The 18,617-nt window shown below is 63.1% G+C and carries 14 protein-coding genes; 9 read left to right on the forward strand and 5 right to left on the reverse strand.

All coding sequences use genetic code 11. The features are described from left to right. The first annotated feature begins 3 nt into the window (after positions 1-3). The 9 genes from murD (at position 4) to lpxC (ending at position 10,448) form a co-directional block, all read left to right on the forward strand. Positions 4-1,350: a UDP-N-acetylmuramoyl-L-alanine--D-glutamate ligase gene (gene murD, locus AC07T0_RS07955; protein ID WP_495000639.1), complete on the forward strand. Its 1,347-nt coding sequence runs from the start codon at positions 4-6 to the stop codon at positions 1,348-1,350. Continuing rightward, on the forward strand, positions 1,347-2,561 hold the full coding sequence (ftsW, locus tag AC07T0_RS07960; RefSeq protein WP_495000640.1) for a putative lipid II flippase FtsW: 1,215 nt from the start codon (positions 1,347-1,349) through the stop codon (positions 2,559-2,561). The genes murD and ftsW overlap by 4 nt, the downstream gene beginning before the upstream one ends. Beyond that, complete coding sequence (murG, locus tag AC07T0_RS07965) at positions 2,551-3,621, forward strand: undecaprenyldiphospho-muramoylpentapeptide beta-N-acetylglucosaminyltransferase (protein WP_495000641.1); 1,071 nt, start codon at positions 2,551-2,553, stop codon at positions 3,619-3,621. Before ftsW ends, murG begins: the two co-directional genes overlap by 11 nt. Further along, complete coding sequence (gene murC, locus AC07T0_RS07970) at positions 3,614-5,068, forward strand: UDP-N-acetylmuramate--L-alanine ligase (protein ID WP_495000642.1); 1,455 nt, start codon at positions 3,614-3,616, stop codon at positions 5,066-5,068. The genes murG and murC overlap by 8 nt, the downstream gene beginning before the upstream one ends. Beyond that, on the forward strand, positions 5,065-6,021 hold the full coding sequence (locus tag AC07T0_RS07975) for a D-alanine--D-alanine ligase (RefSeq protein WP_495000643.1): 957 nt from the start codon (positions 5,065-5,067) through the stop codon (positions 6,019-6,021). Before murC ends, AC07T0_RS07975 begins: the two co-directional genes overlap by 4 nt. A gap of 4 nt (positions 6,022-6,025) precedes the next feature. Then, positions 6,026-6,895: a cell division protein FtsQ/DivIB gene (locus tag AC07T0_RS07980; protein ID WP_495000644.1), complete on the forward strand. Its 870-nt coding sequence runs from the start codon at positions 6,026-6,028 to the stop codon at positions 6,893-6,895. A 14-nt stretch (positions 6,896-6,909) separates the two neighbouring features. After that, the gene (ftsA, locus tag AC07T0_RS07985; protein ID WP_248798936.1) at positions 6,910-8,175 is read left to right on the forward strand and encodes a cell division protein FtsA; all 1,266 of its coding nucleotides are present in this window, start codon (positions 6,910-6,912) and stop codon (positions 8,173-8,175) included. Positions 8,176-8,230: 55 nt separating this feature from the next. After that, positions 8,231-9,424: a cell division protein FtsZ gene (gene ftsZ / locus AC07T0_RS07990; RefSeq protein WP_495000645.1), complete on the forward strand. Its 1,194-nt coding sequence runs from the start codon at positions 8,231-8,233 to the stop codon at positions 9,422-9,424. Positions 9,425-9,536: 112 nt separating this feature from the next. Continuing rightward, positions 9,537-10,448: a UDP-3-O-acyl-N-acetylglucosamine deacetylase gene (lpxC, locus tag AC07T0_RS07995; RefSeq protein ID WP_495000646.1), complete on the forward strand. Its 912-nt coding sequence runs from the start codon at positions 9,537-9,539 to the stop codon at positions 10,446-10,448. 49 nt (positions 10,449-10,497) lie between these two features. Here lpxC and AC07T0_RS08000 read toward each other — a convergent pair whose 3' ends face one another. The 5 genes from AC07T0_RS08000 to AC07T0_RS08020 all read right to left on the reverse strand — a co-directional run bounded on the left by AC07T0_RS08000 (position 10,498) and on the right by AC07T0_RS08020 (position 18,461). Further along, the gene (locus AC07T0_RS08000) at positions 10,498-11,991 is read right to left on the reverse strand and encodes a sensor domain-containing diguanylate cyclase (protein ID WP_495000791.1); all 1,494 of its coding nucleotides are present in this window, start codon (positions 11,989-11,991) and stop codon (positions 10,498-10,500) included. Between the two features lie 170 nt (positions 11,992-12,161). Next, the gene (locus tag AC07T0_RS08005; protein ID WP_495000647.1) at positions 12,162-13,526 is read right to left on the reverse strand and encodes a heavy metal sensor histidine kinase; all 1,365 of its coding nucleotides are present in this window, start codon (positions 13,524-13,526) and stop codon (positions 12,162-12,164) included. Continuing rightward, positions 13,516-14,196 (reverse strand): heavy metal response regulator transcription factor, encoded by a 681-nt coding sequence (locus AC07T0_RS08010; RefSeq protein WP_495000648.1) that lies wholly within the window; start codon positions 14,194-14,196, stop codon positions 13,516-13,518. Before AC07T0_RS08010 ends, AC07T0_RS08005 begins: the two co-directional genes overlap by 11 nt. A 9-nt stretch (positions 14,197-14,205) precedes the next feature. After that, complete coding sequence (locus tag AC07T0_RS08015) at positions 14,206-17,301, reverse strand: multidrug efflux RND transporter permease subunit (RefSeq protein ID WP_495000649.1); 3,096 nt, start codon at positions 17,299-17,301, stop codon at positions 14,206-14,208. Further along, positions 17,298-18,461, reverse strand: coding sequence for an efflux RND transporter periplasmic adaptor subunit (locus AC07T0_RS08020; RefSeq protein ID WP_495000650.1), 1,164 nt, complete (start codon positions 18,459-18,461; stop codon positions 17,298-17,300). The genes AC07T0_RS08015 and AC07T0_RS08020 overlap by 4 nt, the downstream gene beginning before the upstream one ends. Between the last annotated feature and the right edge of the window lie 156 nt (positions 18,462-18,617).

The raw sequence follows: 18,617 nt of genomic DNA on the forward strand, positions 1-18,617 counted from the left end.
CACGTGTCACTGATCGCTTCTGACCACTTCCGCATCGTTGTCGGCCTCGGCAAGAGCGGCATGTCCCTGGTTCGCTTCCTGGCGAACCGGGGCATTGCCTTTGCCGTGGCCGATACGCGGGACAATCCACCGGAGCTGGCCACGCTGCGCCGTGACTATCCGCAGGTGGAAGTGCGTTGTGGCGAGCTGGACGTCGAATTCCTCTGCCGTGCCGACGAGCTCTACGTGAGCCCCGGCCTGGCCCTGGCGACGCCGGCCCTGCAAGCCGCCGCCGCGCGTGGCGTGAAGTTGTCCGGCGATATCGAGCTGTTCGCGCGTCACGCGAAGGCGCCGATTGTCGCCATCAGCGGTTCCAACGCGAAAAGCACCGTCACCACCCTGGTGGGCGAGATGGCCGCCGCGGCCGGTAAGCGTGTCGCCGTCGGCGGCAACCTCGGCACTCCGGCGCTGGACCTGCTCAGCGACGACGTCGAGCTGTACGTGATGGAACTGTCGAGCTTCCAACTGGAAACCACTGAGCACCTCGGTGCCGAAGTGGCCACCGTGCTCAATGTCAGCGAAGACCATATGGACCGCTACAGCGGCCTGCCGGCCTATCACCTGGCCAAGCACCGGATCTTCCGTGGCGCCAAGCAGGTGGTGGTCAACCGCCAGGACGCCTTGTCCCGGCCGCTGATGAGCGAAGGCTTGCCATGCTGGACCTTTGGCCTTGGCAAACCGGACTTCAAGGCCTTCGGCCTGCGTGAAGAGAACGGTGAGAAGTACCTGGCCTTCGAATTCCAGAACCTGATGCCGGTGAGCGAGTTGCGGATTCGTGGCGCCCACAACCAGGCCAATGCCCTCGCGGCCCTGGCTCTGGGCCATGCGGTCGGGCTGCCGTTCGACGCCATGTTGTCGAGCCTGCGCACCTTTGCCGGTCTCGAGCATCGCTGCCAGTGGGTGCGTGAGCTGAACGGCGTGAATTACTACAACGACTCCAAGGCCACCAACGTCGGTGCGGCCCTGGCTGCCATCGAAGGCCTCGGCGCCGACATTGCCGGCAAGCTGGTACTGATTGCCGGTGGCGATGGCAAGGGCGCGGACTTCAGCGGCCTGCGCGGTTCGGTCGCGAGCCATTGCCGGGCGGTGGTCCTGCTTGGCCGCGACGCCGAGCTCCTGGCTCAGGCCCTGGGCGACGGCGTGCCGCTGATTCGCGTGCAGAGCCTGAACGAGGCCGTGCAGCGCTGCGCCGAACTGGCCGAGCCGGGTGACGCGGTGCTGCTGTCGCCGGCCTGTGCAAGCTTCGATATGTTCAAGAACTACGAAGAACGCGGGCGCCTGTTCGCCCAGGCCGTGGAGGGGTTGGTATGAATTTCAACATTATCAAGCCTTACCCGTCGCCGATTATCAGCGGGCGTGGCGTCGACGTTGACTTTCCGATGCTGGCCGGCGCCCTGGGGCTGCTGGGCCTGGGCCTGGTCATGATTACCTCGGCGTCGTCGGAAGTCGCCGCCGTGCAGTCGGGCAACGCGCTGTACCACATGATTCGCCACCTGATCTACATGGTCATCGGCCTGGGGGCCTGCATCGCCACCATGATGGTGCCGATCGCCACATGGCAGCGCATGGGCTTCATGATGCTGGTCGGTGCCTTCGGCTTGCTGGTCATGGTGCTCTTGCCGGGCATCGGCCGTGAGGTGAACGGTTCGATGCGCTGGATCGGCTTCAGCTTCTTTAACGTGCAGCCCTCGGAAATCGCCAAGGTCTTCGTGGTGATCTACCTCGCCGGTTACCTGGTGCGGCGACAGAAGGAAGTGCGCGAAAGCTGGATGGGCTTCTTCAAGCCGTTCATCGTCTTGCTGCCGATGGCCGGGCTGTTGCTGATGGAGCCGGACTTCGGCGCCACCGTGGTAATGATGGGCGCGGCGGCGGCGATGTTGTTCCTCGGCGGGGTCGGGCTATTGCGCTTCGGCCTGATGGTCATGCTCGCGGTGGTGGCGGTGGTGGTGCTGATCAAGGCGCAACCCTACCGGATGGCGCGTCTGACCACCTTTACCGACCCCTGGGCCGACCAGTTCGGTTCCGGCTACCAGTTGACCCAGGCGCTGATCGCCTTCGGTCGCGGCGAATGGCTGGGCGTGGGCTTGGGCAACAGCGTACAGAAACAGTTCTACCTGCCCGAAGCGCACACCGACTTCGTGTTCTCGGTATTGGCCGAAGAGCTGGGGGCCGTGGGCTCGCTGGCCACGGTCGCGCTGTTCGTCTTCGTCAGCGTGCGGGCCATGTACATCGGCCTGTGGGCGGAAAAGTCCAAGCAGTTCTTTGCCGCCTATATGGCCTACGGCCTGGCGTTCCTGTGGATCGGTCAATTTTTGATCAATATCGGCGTGAACGTCGGCCTGTTGCCGACCAAGGGCCTGACCCTGCCGTTCCTCAGTTACGGCGGTAGTTCGTTGGTGATTTGCTGTGCCCAGCTCGGCTTGTTGTTGCGCATCGAGTGGGAGAGTCGAACCCATCTGGGCAGTGAAGAGATGGAGTTCGATGAAAGTGACTTCGCCGAGGAGTCGCCCCATGGCCGATAAAGTGCTGATCATGGCCGGCGGCACCGGCGGACACGTGTTCCCGGCGCTGGCCTGTGCGCGGGAATTCCAGGCGCGCGGCTTCGACGTGCACTGGTTGGGCACGCCGCGTGGCATCGAGAACGAGCTGGTGCCGGGCGCCGGCCTGCCGTTGCATCTGATCCAGGTCACGGGGCTGAGGGGCAAGGGCAAGTTGTCGCTGCTCAAGGCGCCGTTCGTCCTGCTCAAGGCGGTATGGCAGGCGCGCAAGGTCATGCGTGAACTAAAGCCGGTCTGTGTGCTGGGCTTCGGCGGTTACGTGACCGGCCCCGGTGGTGTAGCCGCGCGGATGGCCGGTATTCCGGTGATCGTTCACGAACAGAACGCCGTGGCGGGTACCGCCAATCGGCTGCTGGTGCCCTTGGCGACCCGGGTCTGCGAAGCTTTCCCGAATACGTTTGGCGCGTCGAGCAAACGGCGGACCACCGGCAACCCGGTACGTACCGAACTGTTCCTGGAAACGCCGCGCCAGGATCTGGTTGGACGCCGTGCGCGTCTGCTGATCCTGGGGGGCAGCCTGGGGGCCGAGCCGTTGAACAAGCTGTTGCCCGAAGCCCTGGCGCAAGTGCCGGCCGAGTACCGCCCGGAAGTGTTCCACCAGGCCGGGCGCAATCACGACGAAATCACCGCCGAACGCTACCGGGCGGTCGGCGTCGAGGCGCAAGTGGCGCCCTTTATCAAAGACATGGCCCAAGCCTATGGCTGGGCCGACCTGGTGGTCTGCCGTGCCGGCGCCTTGACCGTCAGTGAACTGGCCGCCGCCGGTCTGCCGTCGTTGCTGGTGCCCTTGCCCCATGCGATCGACGATCACCAGACCCGCAATGCCGAATATCTGGCCGGGGAGGGCGCTGCCTTCCTGCTGCCGCAAAGAACGACTGGCGCCGCCGACCTGGCGGCTCGCCTGACAGAGGTTTTGATGCAACCGGAACGACTGAACAGCATGGCGCGCACTGCCCGCCGCCTGGCCAAGCCAGATGCCACCCGCACCGTGGTCGAGATTTGCCTGGAGGTGGCCCATGGTTGAGAGTAAGAAAGCCATGCCGCAACCGGAAATGCGCCGCATCCGCCGCATCCACTTCGTCGGTATCGGTGGCGTGGGCATGTGCGGTATCGCCGAAGTGTTGTTGAACCTGGGCTATGAAGTGTCCGGTTCCGACCTCAAGACTTCGCCGGTGACCGAGCGCCTGGAGTCCTTCGGTGCGCACATCTTTATCGGCCACCACGCCGAGAACGCCGCCCACGCCGATGTGCTGGTGGTGTCGAGTGCCGTGAACAAATCCAACCCGGAAGTCGCCACCGCCCTGGAACGGCGCATTCCAGTGGTGCCGCGCGCCGAGATGCTGGCCGAGCTGATGCGCTATCGCCACGGCATCGCTGTCGCCGGTACCCATGGCAAGACCACCACCACCAGCCTGATCGCCTCGGTGTTCGCCGCCGGCGGCCTCGATCCGACCTTTGTCATCGGTGGCCGGCTGAATGCCGCGGGCACCAATGCCCAGCTTGGCACCAGCCGTTATCTGATCGCCGAAGCCGATGAAAGTGACGCCAGCTTCCTGCACCTGCAACCGCTGGTCGCCGTGGTCACCAATATCGACGCCGACCATATGGACACCTACGAAGGCGACTTCAACAAACTGAAGAAGACCTTCGTCGAGTTCCTCCACAACCTGCCGTTCTATGGTCTGGCCGTGGTCTGCCTGGACGATCCGGTGGTGCGCGAAATCCTCCCGCAGATCGCCCGTCCGACCGTGACCTACGGTGTCCACGAAGACGCTGACGTGCGCGCGATCAATATTCGCCAGGCCGGCATGCAGACCTACTTCACCGTGTTGCGCCGCGACCGCGAGCCGCTGAACGTGTCGGTGAACATGCCCGGCAACCACAACGTGCTCAATTCCCTGGCAACCATCGCCATCGCCAGCGACGAGGGCATCAGCGATGAAGCCATCGTCCAGGGCCTGTCGGGCTTCGAGGGCGTCGGCCGACGCTTCCAGGTCTACGGCGAACTGCCAGTGGACGGTGGCAGCGTGATGCTGGTGGACGACTACGGTCACCACCCGACCGAAGTCGCCGCGGTGATCAAGGCCGTGCGTGGCGGCTGGCCGGAGCGCCGCCTGGTGATGGTCTACCAGCCACACCGCTACACCCGGACCCGTGACCTGTACGACGATTTCGTCCAGGTGCTGGCCGACGCCAATGTTCTGTTGCTGATGGAAGTCTATCCGGCCGGCGAGGAAGCGATTCCCGGCGCGGACAGCCGTCAGCTGTGCCGCAGCATTCGCCAGCGTGGCCAGCTCGACCCGATCTATATCGAGCGCGGCGTGGAGCTGGCACCGTTGGTCAAGCCGCTGTTGCTGCCCGGTGACATCCTGCTCTGCCAGGGCGCCGGCGATATCGGTGGCCTGGCCCCGCAGTTGCTCAAGAGCCCGCTGTTCGTCAGTGCCGTAGTCAGTCAGGGGGAAACGAAATGACCGCTGCCTACGCCAACCTGTTCTCGACCGTCGAGCCGAAAGCCTTCGGCCGCGTCGCCGTGCTGTTCGGCGGCAAGAGCGCCGAGCGCGAGGTTTCGCTGAAGTCCGGCAACGCGGTGCTTGAGGCGCTGCAAAGCGCCGGTGTCGATGCCTTCGGTATCGATGTGGGCGACGATTTCCTGCAACGCCTGCTCAATGAAAAGATCGACCGTGCCTTTATCATCCTGCACGGTCGCGGCGGCGAAGACGGTAGCATGCAAGGCCTGCTCGAATGCCTGGGGATTCCCTACACCGGTAGCGGCATCCTGGCTTCGGCCCTGGCCATGGACAAGCTGCGGACCAAGCAGGTCTGGCACAGCCTGGGTATTCCGACGCCGCGTCACGCCGTGTTGGGCTGCGAGGCCGACTGTATTTCAGCCGGCGCGGAACTGGGTTTCCCTTTGATCGTCAAACCTGCTCATGAAGGCTCCAGTATTGGGATGGCCAAGGTGAGCAGCGTCGATGAACTGATCGTCGCCTGGAAAGCCGCCGCCGCCTACGATTCGCAAGTATTGGTCGAACAGTGGATTCAAGGTCCGGAGTTCACCATCGCCACCCTGCGCGACCAGATCCTGCCGCCGATTGCCCTCGGCACCCCGCACTCTTTCTACGACTACGACGCCAAGTACCTGGCTTCCGATACCCAGTATCGGATTCCCTGCGGCCTCGATAGCGCCAAGGAAAAGCAATTGATGGACCTCACGGCCAAGGCCTGCGAGGCGCTTGGTATCGCCGGTTGGGGCCGGGCCGACGTGATGCAGGACGCCGACGGGCAGTTCTGGTTCCTGGAAGTCAACACCGCGCCGGGCATGACCGACCACAGTCTGGTCCCCATGGCCGCGCGGGCCGCCGGCCTGGATTTCCAGCAGCTGGTGCTGGCGATCCTGGCGGCCAGCATAGAGGCGCGAGGTTAAGACCATGCAAGGCGCATCGATTCGTCATCAGTCACCCGCTCCCGGCCGCAACAAGCCGGTGCCGCGCGGTGCCAGCCGGATGGTGGCTAAAGAGCCGATGTCGGTGCGCCTGCCGAAAGCCAATTTCGGTTTTTTGAAGAGCCTGATGTGGCCGGTGCTGCTGGTGGCCCTGGGGTTCGGTACCTACGAAGGTGCCCAGCGCCTGTTGCCCTATGCCGATCGGCCGATCAGCAAGATCAATGTGCAGGGTGACCTCAGCTACATCAGCCAGCAGGCGGTGCAGCAGCGGATCGCGCCGTACGTCGCGTCGAGCTTCTTCACCATCGACCTGGCGAGCATGCGCGCCGAGCTTGAGACCATGCCATGGATCGCCCACGCCGAGGTCCGGCGTGTGTGGCCGGACCAGGTAGTGATCCGCCTGGAAGAACAATTGCCGGTGGCCCGCTGGGGCGACGGGGCGTTGTTGAACAACCAGGGCCAGGCGTTCGCGCCACGGGAACTGGCGAACTACGAACATCTGCCACAGCTGTTTGGTCCCCAGCGGGCCCAGCAGCAGGTGATGCAGCAGTATCAGGTGTTGAGCCAGATGCTGCGCCCGTTGGGCTTTTCGATTGCCCGGTTGGAGCTGCGTGAACGTGGCAGTTGGTTCCTGACCACCGGCGCGGGTAGTGCGGGGCCGGGAATCGAGTTGTTGTTGGGCCGCGACCATCTGGTCGAGAAGATGCGCCGTTTCATTGCCATATATGAAAAAACGCTGAAAGAACAGATTACGAACATTGCCAGCATCGATCTGCGCTACTCCAACGGCCTGGCCGTCGGATGGCGGGAACCTGTGGCGCCCGTGACGGCCAAACCCGCCGTTGCGAAGAATTAAGAAGAGGCAGGACCATGGCAAACGTGCAAAGCGGCAAAATGATCGTCGGGCTGGATATCGGCACCTCCAAGGTGGTGGCGCTGGTGGGCGAGGTCGCGGCCGATGGCACGCTGGAAATCGTCGGTATCGGCACCCATCCTTCGCGCGGCCTGAAGAAGGGCGTGGTGGTGAATATCGAGTCCACCGTGCAATCGATCCAGCGCGCGGTAGAAGAAGCGCAACTGATGGCCGGTTGCCGGATCCACTCGGCGTTCGTCGGCGTGGCGGGTAATCACATCCGTAGCCTGAACTCCCACGGCATCGTCGCGATCCGTGATCGCGAAGTCAGCGCGGCGGACCTCGAGCGTGTGCTCGATGCCGCCCAGGCCGTGGCGATCCCGGCGGACCAGCGGGTTCTGCACACCCTGCCGCAGGACTACGTGATCGATAACCAGGAAGGCGTTCGCGAGCCCCTGGGCATGTCCGGCGTACGTCTGGAAGCCAAGGTCCATGTGGTCACCTGTGCGGTGAACGCAGCGCAGAACATCGAGAAGTGCGTACGCCGTTGTGGTCTGGAAATCGACGACATCATTCTTGAGCAACTGGCCTCGGCGTACTCGGTACTGACCGACGACGAGAAAGAGCTGGGCGTGTGCCTGGTGGACATTGGCGGCGGCACCACCGACATCGCGATCTTCACCGAAGGCGCGATCCGCCACACCGCGGTGATCCCGATTGCCGGCGACCAGGTGACCAACGACATCGCCATGGCGTTGCGCACCCCGACCCAGTACGCCGAAGAGATCAAGATCCGCTACGCCTGTGCCCTGGCGAAACTGGCCGGTGCCGGTGAAACCATCAAGGTGCCGAGCGTCGGCGACCGTCCGCCGCGCGAACTGTCGCGCCAGGCCCTGGCCGAAGTGGTCGAGCCGCGTTACGACGAACTGTTCACCCTGATCCAGGCCGAACTGCGTCGCAGCGGCTACGAGGACCTGATCCCGGCCGGCATCGTGCTGACCGGCGGTACCTCGAAGATGGAAGGCGCGGTCGAACTGGCCGAAGAGATTTTCCATATGCCGGTGCGCCTGGGCGTGCCGCACACCGTTAAAGGGCTGTCGGACGTGATCCGCAACCCGATCTATTCAACTGGGGTAGGGCTGTTGCTGTACGGGCTGCAAAAGCAGTCGGACGGCATTTCCCTGTCCGGCTACAACGGCGGCAACAGAAACGACTATCGCGATGAAGAACAGAAAGCACCTGTGCTGGAGCGCTTGAAGCGCTGGGTCCAGGGCAACTTTTAAAGTTTCAAAGCAGTAGAAGTAGGCGAAAAAACTAGAGAATGAAAGGAGAGGGAACATGTTCGAACTCGTAGACAACGTCCCACAAAGTCCGGTAATCAAAGTTATCGGCGTCGGCGGTGGCGGCGGCAACGCTGTTAACCATATGGTCAAGAGCAACATTGAAGGCGTCGAGTTCATCTGCGCCAACACCGATGCCCAGGCCCTGAAAAACATTGGCGCGCGGACTATCCTGCAACTGGGTACCGGCGTGACCAAGGGCCTGGGTGCTGGTGCCAATCCGGAAGTCGGTCGTCAGGCCGCGCTGGAAGATCGCGAGCGCATCGCCGAAGTGCTGCAGGGCACCAACATGGTGTTCATCACCACCGGCATGGGTGGCGGTACCGGTACCGGTGCGGCCCCGATCATTGCCGAAGTGGCGAAGGAAATGGGTATCCTCACCGTTGCGGTGGTGACCCGTCCGTTTCCGTTCGAAGGCCGCAAGCGCATGCAGATCGCCGATGAAGGCATCCGCGCGCTGAGCGAAAGCGTCGACTCGTTGATCACCATTCCCAACGAGAAGCTGCTGACCATCCTGGGTAAGGACGCCAGCCTGCTGTCGGCTTTCGCCAAGGCTGACGATGTACTCGCCGGTGCCGTTCGCGGTATCTCCGACATCATCAAGCGTCCGGGCATGATCAACGTCGACTTCGCCGACGTGCGTACCGTGATGAGCGAAATGGGCATGGCAATGATGGGCACTGGCTGCGCCAGCGGTCCTAACCGTGCACGTGAAGCGACCGAGGCGGCGATTCGCAACCCGCTGCTCGAAGACGTCAACCTGCAAGGCGCGCGTGGCATCCTGGTGAATATCACCGCCGGTCCTGACCTGTCCCTGGGTGAGTACTCCGACGTGGGTAGCATCATCGAAGCCTTCGCTTCCGAGCACGCCATGGTCAAGGTCGGTACCGTAATCGATCCGGACATGCGCGACGAGCTGCACGTGACCGTGGTTGCCACCGGCCTGGGTGCGCGTATCGAGAAGCCTGTGAAGGTCATCGACAACACCCTGCAGACCAGCCAATCGGCTGCCGCCCAGACGCATGCACCCTCGCGTCAGGAACTGCCGTCGGTAAACTACCGTGACCTCGACCGTCCGACCGTCATGCGCAACCAGGCCCAGGCCGGTGCTGCGACTGCCGCGAAGATGAACCCGCAAGACGACCTGGACTATCTGGATATCCCGGCTTTCCTGCGTCGCCAGGCTGATTGATGGAATGTATCAGGAGTATTAGGGTGATTGGTGTTCAGCAAAGGCCTGGTCTGCTATTATCGCCAGCCTTTGTTGATACCTGTTCGCAATTTGCGCTGAAGCGGCCCATGCCATGATTAAACAACGCACCCTGAAAAATATTATCCGTGCTACAGGTGTCGGCCTGCACTCCGGTGAGAAGGTCTACCTGACCCTCAAGCCCGCGCCTGTGGACACCGGTATCGTGTTTTGTCGTGCTGACCTCGACCCTGTGGTGCAGATCCCTGCTCGCGCGGAAAATGTTGGTGAAACCACGATGTCGACCACGTTGGTCAACGGTGACGTCAAGGTGGACACGGTGGAGCACTTGCTCTCGGCCATGGCCGGCCTGGGCATCGATAACGCCTACGTCGAGCTCTCCGCGTCCGAAGTCCCGATCATGGATGGTAGCGCTGGACCCTTCGTATTCCTGATTCAATCTGCCGGCCTGGAAGAACAGGACGCAGCCAAGAAGTTCATCCGTATCCTGCGTGAAGTCACAGTGGAGGACGGCGACAAGCGCGCCACTTTCCTGCCTTTCGAAGGTTTCAAGGTGAGCTTTGAGATCGATTTCGATCACCCGGTGTTCCGTGACCGCATCCAGAGTGCCAGCGTGGATTTTTCCAGCACTTCGTTCGTAAAAGAAGTCAGCCGCGCCCGGACCTTTGGTTTCATGAGTGATATCGAGTACCTGCGCAAGCACAACCTCGCACTCGGCGGTAGCGTGGAAAACGCCATCGTGGTCGATTCGGACGGTGTACTGAACGAAGACGGCCTTCGTTACGAAGACGAATTCGTCAAGCACAAGATCCTCGACGCTATCGGTGACCTCTACCTGCTGGGCAATAGCCTGATTGGTGAGTTCAGAGGCTTCAAGTCGGGTCACGCCCTGAACAACCAGCTTCTGCGTAAGCTCATCGAGCAGAAAGATGCCTGGGAAGTGGTGACCTTCGAAGACGCCAGCACCGCGCCGATCTCTTACATGCGTCCCGTTGCGGCCGTGTAACGACTCTCTCCTTTTGTTGCATTTGAAAGCCGCCCTCGGGCGGCTTTTTTTATATGCATCTGTAGGCGCTCGCATGCACCGCGCGATCGCGGCCGTCGTGCTTGGCCTGATACAGCGCCTGGTCGGCACTGCGCAGCAATTGCTCCAGCGTACCTTCGCCGGGCGGAGACGCGGTGCTGGCACCGATGCTGACGGTGATCGGCTGGCGGTCACCGTTGAAAGGCGCCAGCGCGGCCATCGCCGACCGGATCTGTTGCGCCAGGTTCAACGCACCTTGCGCATCGGTCTCCGGCAAGACCACGGCAAACTCTTCGCCGCCATAACGTGCCGCCATGTCTCCTGGGCGACGAATGCTGGCGTCGATCACCCGCGCCAGCCGTCGCAGGGCCTCGTCACCGATCGGGTGACCATGGCGGTCGTTGAAGGCCTTGAAGTGGTCGGCATCGATCATCAGCAGTGACAGCGCTTTGCCCGAGCGTTGCGCCCTGGCCCACTCGCGCTGCAGGGCTTCATCCAGCGCCCGGCGATTGGCCAGGCCGGTCAGCGAGTCGGTTGCCGCCAGTTCGGCGAGTTCCTCTTCGGCGCGCAAGCGCAGGCGCAGTTCCCGTGACAGCAGCCAGGTCAGCCAGAGCAGGATCAGACACAGAGTGCCCGTGGCCAGGCCGATCAGCAATGCGGTGCGCCTCCAGGCGCCATAGACATCATCGGTGGAGAGCGCGATGACCACGATCAATGGCAATTCCCCCACCTGGGAGAAGGTATATAGCCGCTCGGTACCGTCGACACTGGAGATGCTGGTAAAGCTGCCTTCACCCTCGCGCAGGATACGAATGAAGTTGGGGCGTTTGCCGAAGTCCTTGCCGATCAGTTCTTCGGCCAGTGGTGGCTGCTGGGCGAGGAGAATCCCCTCGGTGCTGACCAGGTTGACCGAACTACCCTTGCCGACGTTCAGGGTCTTGAACAGCTCGTCAAAGTAACTCAGGCGCATGGCGGCAGCGGCGACCCCGAGAAACTCTCCATCCGTCGTGGATAACCGCCGACTGAAACCGATCAACCACGGATGGGGGGCTCGGCGAGCCTTGAACGGGCGACTGATCATCAGGTCCGGGTTCGGGTTGTGCAGATGCGCCTGGAAGTATTCGCGGTCGGAAAAGTTATCGACCCGCGGTGTGATCGAGAGCGAGTCGGCGATGACATCGCCATGACGATCAAGCAGGAGCACATCGCCCCGATGGGACGCGGTCGAGGAGCGGTCGAAGAGTGCGAGGTGACGAACCTGGGGCGGTACGTTCAACAGGTCCTTGCGTTGCGAAGCCTCGATCAGACCTTTGACCGCCAGGTCGTAGAGTTCCACGTTGCGCAGTACATCGGCATCGATCAGTTGCACGATATTGCTCGCTGCCCGGGCGGCGGCCTGGGCGGCACTCTCGCGCTCGCGGACCAGCAGATAGGTGACGATGGCGAGAATGGCGACGACCGTTAGCGTGCCACCCAGAATCAGCAGCAGTTGCGGGTTGGCGGGTTTTACCGGGCGGTGATTGATAATGGCACTCTCGATCGCAGGGTTTATTGGCGCATGTATACGGCCCACGCAAGAAAAAGGCCAGTCTCAGGCGGCTGGCCTTTTCCGTTCCACTTCTGGAAAGCGTTGATCGGGGAGGTCTTGGGGCGGTCGCGTTCGCCGTGGAAACCGGTAACAGTGGCCGCGGCGCTTCAGGCCGGAAGGTAGAGGCCAAAGGTATTGATCCCATCGTGACTGCGCACGAACACATCGCCGCCATGCATCAGCGCGATGGCCTTGACGATGGCCAGCCCCAGTCCGTGATTGGCGCCACTGTTGCTGCGCGAGGCATCGACCCGATAGAAACGTTCGAACAGCCGCGAAAGATGCTCCGCGGCAATGGCTTCGCCGGGGTTGGACACGGCGATTGCCACGTGCTCGCGCTGGCGTTCGATGCGCACCACGATCACCTGCCCGGGCGCGGTGTGCTGCACCGCATTGCTCAGCAGATTGATCAAGGCACGGCGCAGGTGGGCGATCTCGATGCTCACCTGGGCATCGCCGCTGACCCGCACCTGGACCTGGGCATCTTCGAGAATGAAATCCAGATAGTCCAGGGTGGTTGCCACCTCGCCAGCCAGCGACGTGCTGATCAGCTTGGTGGCCTTGCTGCCCTGGTCGGCGCTGGCCAGGAACAGCATATCGTTGATGATCGAACGCAGGCGCTCCAATTCTTCGAGGTTCGATTGCAGGACCTCGAAATAATGCTCGGCCGAGCGCCCGCGGGTCAGGGCCACCTGGGTCTGGCCAATCAGGTTGGTCAGCGGCGAGCGCAGTTCATGGGCGACGTCGGCGTTGAACGACTCCAGCCGCGAATAGGCTTGCTCAACGCGCTCCAGGGTCGAGTTGAAGGAGTTGACGAACTGACTGAGCTCCGGTGGCAGTGGCGACAACTGCAGGCGTCCGGAGAGTCGTGGCGGGGCCAATTTCCGCGCCTCTTCCGAGAGTTTGATCAAGGGCTTCAGGCCGATCCGCGTCACCCAGTAACCCAGCGCGGATGCCAGGGCGATGCCCAGGATGGCCAGGCCAATCAGGGCGATCAGCAGGTGGTGCTGGGTCTGGCGGAAGGTTTCGGTGTCGATCGCGATCAGAAACTTCAGTGGCGGCCGTTGCTCCTTGGCCGGCATGGCGTTGACCAGCACCTTGAACGGGTAGGCATGCCCCGGCAGGCGCAGGTCGCGCATGCCCCCGGGGCCTTCGGCAAAGGTGCGAATCCGCGCATCGGGTGCGCCGTACTCATAGTTCGCATCGCCGCTGACTACCCAGAAACGAATGCGCTTGTCCTCTTCACCCAACTGCTTGAGTTTGGCGCTGACCTTGGCCCAGTGCTCCAGATTGCCGAAGCGATTGAGGGACGACTCCAGCACACTGTAGCGCGCCTCCAGCTCGGCTTCCGGGAGCAGGCCCAGGCCCTTGTCCACCTGCTGGTAGAGGGCCCAGCCGATCAACAGGAACACCAGCAACGCCACGCCGCTGAACAGGCCGCTCAGGCGCAGGGCGATACTGTTAGTTGACACCACGACTCTCCAGCACATAGCCCATGCCGCGAATGGTGTGCAGCAGTTTCTGCTCGAACGGCCCGTCGAGCTTGGCCCGCAGGCGCTTGATCGCGACTTCGACGACGTTCGCGTCGCTGTCGAAATTGATGTCCCAGACCATCTCGGCAATCGCCGTCTTGGAGAGGATTTCGCCCTGGCGCCGAGCCAGCACGCTGAGCAGCGAGAACTCCTTGGCGGTCAGGTCCAGGCGCATGCCGGCGCGGCTGGCCTTGCGGCTGATCAGGTCGACCCAGAGGTCGGCGACACTGATCTGCACCGGTTCGTGGCCGCCGCCGCTACGCCGGGTCAGGGCCTGCAGGCGGGCCACCAGTTCGAGGAAGGAAAAGGGTTTGCCCAGGTAGTCGTCGGCGCCCTCGCGCAGGCCACGAATCCGGTCTTCGACGCGCTCGCGGGCGGTGAGCATGATCACCGGCGTCTGCTTGCGCGCGCGCAGCGCCTTGAGCACGCCGAAACCATCCAGCTCCGGCAGCATCACGTCGAGGATGATCACGGCATAGTCGCTTTCCAGCGCCAGGTGCAGGCCGCCGACGCCATCCCCGGCGAGATCCACGGTGTAGCCCTGTTCGGTCAGGCCGCGATGCAGGTAATCGGCGGTTTTTTCTTCGTCTTCGATAATCAGAACGCGCATGGACCCGTCTCAGAGAGTGATCGCCGGCGCGGGCGCCGGTGTTGGCCGATGGAAGAGCCGCTCAAGCCACAAGTATATGACGGGGGTGGTGAACAGCGTCAGCGCCTGGCTCACCAGCAGGCCGCCGACCACGGCAATCCCCAGCGGCTGGCGCAACTCGGCACCGGTACCGTGGCCGAGCATCAGCGGCAGGGCACCGAGCAGGGCGGCCAGGGTAGTCATGATGATCGGTCGGAACCGGGTGATACAGGCCTTGTAGATCGCGTCCTCCGGTGACAGCCCGCCACGCTGGGCTTCCAGGGCGAAGTCGATCATCAGGATGCCGTTCTTTTTCACGATGCCGATCAGCAGCACCAGGCCGATCAGCGCCATGATCGAGAAGTCCTGGCCCAGCAGCCATAACATGATCAGCGCGCCGAGACCGGCGGAGGGCAGGGTCGAAATGATTGTCAGCGGGTGCACAAAACTTTCATAGAGCACCCCGAGGATGATGTAGACCGCCACCAGTGCCGCGAGGATCAGCCACGGCTGGCTCGCCAGGGAACTCTGGAAAGCCTGGGCCGCGCCCTGGAAGTAACCGTTCACCGAGGCCGGCATGCCGATCTCGTTCTTCGCCTGGTTGAGTTGCAGCACCGCGTCACCCAGGGCCACGCCGGGGGTCAGGTTGAACGACAGGTTGGCGGCCGGGAACATGCCGTCGTGAGCGATGGACAACGGGCCGCTGGTGGGCACGTCGAAGCGCGCCAGGGCCGAGAGCGGAACCATCTCGCCGGTCAGCGGCGAGCGCAGGTAGAAGTAGTTCAGGCTTTCGGCCTTGCCGCGCTGCGCGGCATCCAGTTCGAGGATCACGTTGTACTGGTTGGTCTCGGTCTGGTACTCGTTGATCTGGCGCTGGCCGAAGGCGTCGTAGAGGGCTTCGTCGACGTCGCTGGCGGTCAGGCCGAAACGCGCGGCGGCGCTGCGGTCGATGTTGATATGGGTGATGCTGCCACCCGTTTGCAGGTCGTTGGACAGGTCGCGAAACGCCGGGTAGGTGCGCAGCTTTTCCGTCAGGCGCTGGGTCCAGGTGTTGAGCGTATCGCCGTCATTGCTCTTGACCACGTACTGATACTGGGCCCGGCTCGGGCCGGAACTGAGGTTGATGTCCTGGCCCGCTCGCAGGTAGAGAACGATGCCGGGAATCTTCATCAGTTGTGGCCGGAGGCGGTCGATAAAGGCGCTCGCCGACACATCCCGTTGGTCCTGTGGCTTGAGGGCGATCCAGAAGCGGCCGTTGGCGATGGTCTGGTTGCTGCCCGAAACCCCCACGGAATGGGAGAAAGCCTGCACCGCCGGGTCGGCCGCGACGATCTCGGCCAGGGCCTTGTGCTTGCTCACCATATCGGCGAAGGACACGTCGGCGGCGGCTTCGGTGGTGCCGAGGACAAAGCCGGTGTCCTGGATCGGGAAGAAGCCCTTGGGAATGAACACGTAGCCGGCGATGGCCAGGCACAGGGTCACGCAGAACAGCCCGAACATGCTTTTCTGGTGCGCCAGGGCGCGGCGCAGGCCCCGTTCGTAGACGGCCAGCAGGCGTTCGCCGAAGCCCGCTTTCGAATGCTCGTGCTGCACCGGCGAGCGCATGAACAGTGCGGCCAGGGTCGGTGCCAGGGTCAGCGAGACCACCACCGAAATCAGGATGGTCGAGGTCGCGGTCAGGGCGAATTCCTTGAACAACCGGCCGACCACACCGCCCATGAACAGCAGCGGAATGAACGCGGCGATCAGCGAGAAGCTGATGGAAACCACGGTAAAGCCGATCTCCCCGGCGCCCTTGATCGCCGCTTCGCGCATGCCGTCGCCGGCTTCGAGGTGGCGGTGGATGTTTTCCACCACGACAATCGCGTCGTCGACCACGAAGCCCACGGCGATGACGATCGCCACCAGGGTCAGGTTGTTCAGGCTGAAGCCCATCACGTACATCAGGGCAAAGCTGGCCACCAGGGATACGCCGAGCACGGCGGACACGATCAGCGTTGCCGACAACTGGCGCAGGAACAAGGCCATGACCGCCACCACCAGCAGGATGGCGATCAGCAGGGTCATTTCCACTTCATGCAACGAGGCGCGGATGGTCTGGGTCCGGTCGATCAGCACCTTGACCTGCATCGAGGCCGGCAGCATGGCTTCCAGCCCCGGCAGGGCGGCCTGGATACGGTCCACGGTCTCGACGATGTTGGCCCCCGGCTGGCGCGAAATCACCAGGTTGACCCCAGGCTCGTCACCGGACCAGGCTTGTACGTAAGCGTCCTCGGAACCGCGGATGACCCGGGCGACATCCTTGAGTTGGACCGGCGCGCCGTTCTTGTAGGAGACGATCAGCTGCTGGTACTCCTCCGGCTGGAACAATTGGTCGTTGGTCGACAGGGTGGAGATGCTCGACTTGCCGTACAGCGCGCCCTTGGCCAGGTTGAGGCTGGTCTGCTGGATCGCCTGGCGGATGTCGGCCAGGGTCAGGCCGATGGCCGCCAGCTTGTCCGCCGAGGCCTGGACCCGGATGGCCGGGCGCTGCTGGCCGGTGATGTTGATCTGGCCAACGCCGTCGATCTGGCTGAGCTGACGGGCCAACAGGGTTTCGGCGTAGTCGCTGAGCTCGGTTCCGGGCATCTGGCTGGAGCTGACACTGAGGATCAACACCGGGCTGTCGGCCGGGTTGACCTTGCGCCAGGTCGGCAGGGTCGGCATGTCCTTGGGCAGTTTGCCCGAGGCGGTGTTGATCGCCGCCTGGACTTCCTGGGCGGCGGTGTCGATGCTTTTACTGAGAGTGAATTGCAATGTCAGGGTGGTGGTGCCCAGGGCGCTGCTGGAGGTCATCTGGGTCATGCCGGGGATGGCGCTGAATTGCACCTCCAGCGGCGTGGCGACCGAAGACGCCATGGTTTGCGGGCTGGCGCCGGGGAGTTGGGCGGAGACCTGGATGGTCGGGAACTCGGCCTCCGGCAACGGCGCCAGGGGCAGACGCGGGAAGGCGATCACCCCGAGCAGGACCAGGGCGAAGGTCAGCAGGATGGTCGCCACCGGGTGGTCGATGCACCAGGCCGAAACGCCGCGACTTTCCTTGATCATGGCTGGCTCCCCACGGCGGCCTGGCGGTCAGCCAGTTTCGCCTGACCCTGGATTTCGATCCGCGAGCTCGGCTTGAGCCGCGACTGGCCGTCGCTGACCAGCACATCGCCGGCCTGCACGCCCTGGATGATGTTCAGGTCGCTGTCCTGGTAGGCCATCTGCACCGGTACCACTTCCACACCGTTGCCTTTGACCCGGTAGACGAAGTAGTTGTCCAGGCCGCGCTGGACCACCGAGGGCGGCACCACCAGGGCGCTACGCTCCAGGGCGGTCTGGATCTTGATGTTCACCAGTTGGCCCGGCCAGAGTTTCTGGCTCTTGTTGCTGAGTTCGGCCTTGGCCTTGATGGTCCCGGTGCCCGCCGCGACCTGGTTGTCGATCAGGCTCAGGTGGCCTTCGCCCAGCAGCAGGCCGCTATGCCCGTCGTCGCCAAGAAAGGCGCTGACCGGCGCCGCTGGGGTGGTGGAGAGCAGGCCTTGCAAGGTCGGCAGCATTTGCTGGGGCAGGGAGAACTCCACGGCGATCGGGTCGATCTGGGTCACCGAGAACAGCCCCTGGGCATCGCTCATACGCAGGAAGTTGCCTTCGTCCACGGCACGAATACCGACTCGACCGGTGACCGGCGAGTGGATCTGGGTATAGGACAGCTGGACCTGTGCCGCGTTAATCGCCGCCTGGTTGCCTTGCGCGGTGGCCTTCAATTGGTTGACCAGCGCTTGTTGCTGGTCGTAGGTCTGCTTGGAAATGCCGTTATCGACCGTCAGCAATTTGTAGCGCTTGAGGTCGACTTCCGCCACTTGCAACTGCGCCTGACTCTGCGCCAGCTGGGCCTTGGCCTGCGCCAGGCTGGCCTGGATCGAACGGTCATCGAGGGTCGCCAGCAGGTCGCCTTCCGTAACCAGTTGTCCTTCCTTGACCAGCAACTTGGTGAGGATGCCGTCGATCTGTGGGCGGATCACCACGCTGTGCAACGACAGCACCGAGCCGATACTGCTGACATAACGCGGCACATCCTGCTGGATCACGCTGACCACCTTGACCGGCACCGTGACACTGGCGCTGGGCTTGGCTTGGGAGGGCCGGCTCAGTGTCCAGGTCGCGGCAGCGGCCACGAGGACCACCAGGCCAAGGATCAACGCGGTTTTCTTCGGGATACGCATGCTGTCGGGACGCCGAGACAAAGGGATAGGAAGGTGAATGCTGGCAGAACAGCAGTTCCTTTATAACCCCCCAACCGGGTCAGCAAGGTGACGGCTACCTGACAGGGCTGTCAGAAAACCGACCGTTTTATACCGCACCGGGCTATTAAAGCCGCT

This window comes from Pseudomonas sp. GW821-FHT04D07 (assembly GCF_059420225.1).

What these genes read in the sequence shown, in the direction of transcription:
- ftsW (WP_495000640.1), top strand. Translation starts at nt 1,347, where the DNA reads ATGAATTTCAACATTATCAAGCCTTACCCGTCGCCGATTATCAGCGGG.
- lpxC (WP_495000646.1), top strand. Translation starts at nt 9,537, where the DNA reads ATGATTAAACAACGCACCCTGAAAAATATTATCCGTGCTACAGGTGTC.
- AC07T0_RS08015 (WP_495000649.1), bottom strand. Translation starts at nt 17,301, where the DNA reads ATGATCAAGGAAAGTCGCGGCGTTTCGGCCTGGTGCATCGACCACCCG.
- ftsA (WP_248798936.1), top strand. Translation starts at nt 6,910, where the DNA reads ATGGCAAACGTGCAAAGCGGCAAAATGATCGTCGGGCTGGATATCGGC.
- AC07T0_RS08010 (WP_495000648.1), bottom strand. Translation starts at nt 14,196, where the DNA reads ATGCGCGTTCTGATTATCGAAGACGAAGAAAAAACCGCCGATTACCTG.
- murC (WP_495000642.1), top strand. Translation starts at nt 3,614, where the DNA reads ATGGTTGAGAGTAAGAAAGCCATGCCGCAACCGGAAATGCGCCGCATC.
- AC07T0_RS07980 (WP_495000644.1), top strand. Translation starts at nt 6,026, where the DNA reads ATGCAAGGCGCATCGATTCGTCATCAGTCACCCGCTCCCGGCCGCAAC.
- murG (WP_495000641.1), top strand. Translation starts at nt 2,551, where the DNA reads ATGGCCGATAAAGTGCTGATCATGGCCGGCGGCACCGGCGGACACGTG.
- AC07T0_RS07975 (WP_495000643.1), top strand. Translation starts at nt 5,065, where the DNA reads ATGACCGCTGCCTACGCCAACCTGTTCTCGACCGTCGAGCCGAAAGCC.
- AC07T0_RS08020 (WP_495000650.1), bottom strand. Translation starts at nt 18,461, where the DNA reads ATGCGTATCCCGAAGAAAACCGCGTTGATCCTTGGCCTGGTGGTCCTC.
- ftsZ (WP_495000645.1), top strand. Translation starts at nt 8,231, where the DNA reads ATGTTCGAACTCGTAGACAACGTCCCACAAAGTCCGGTAATCAAAGTT.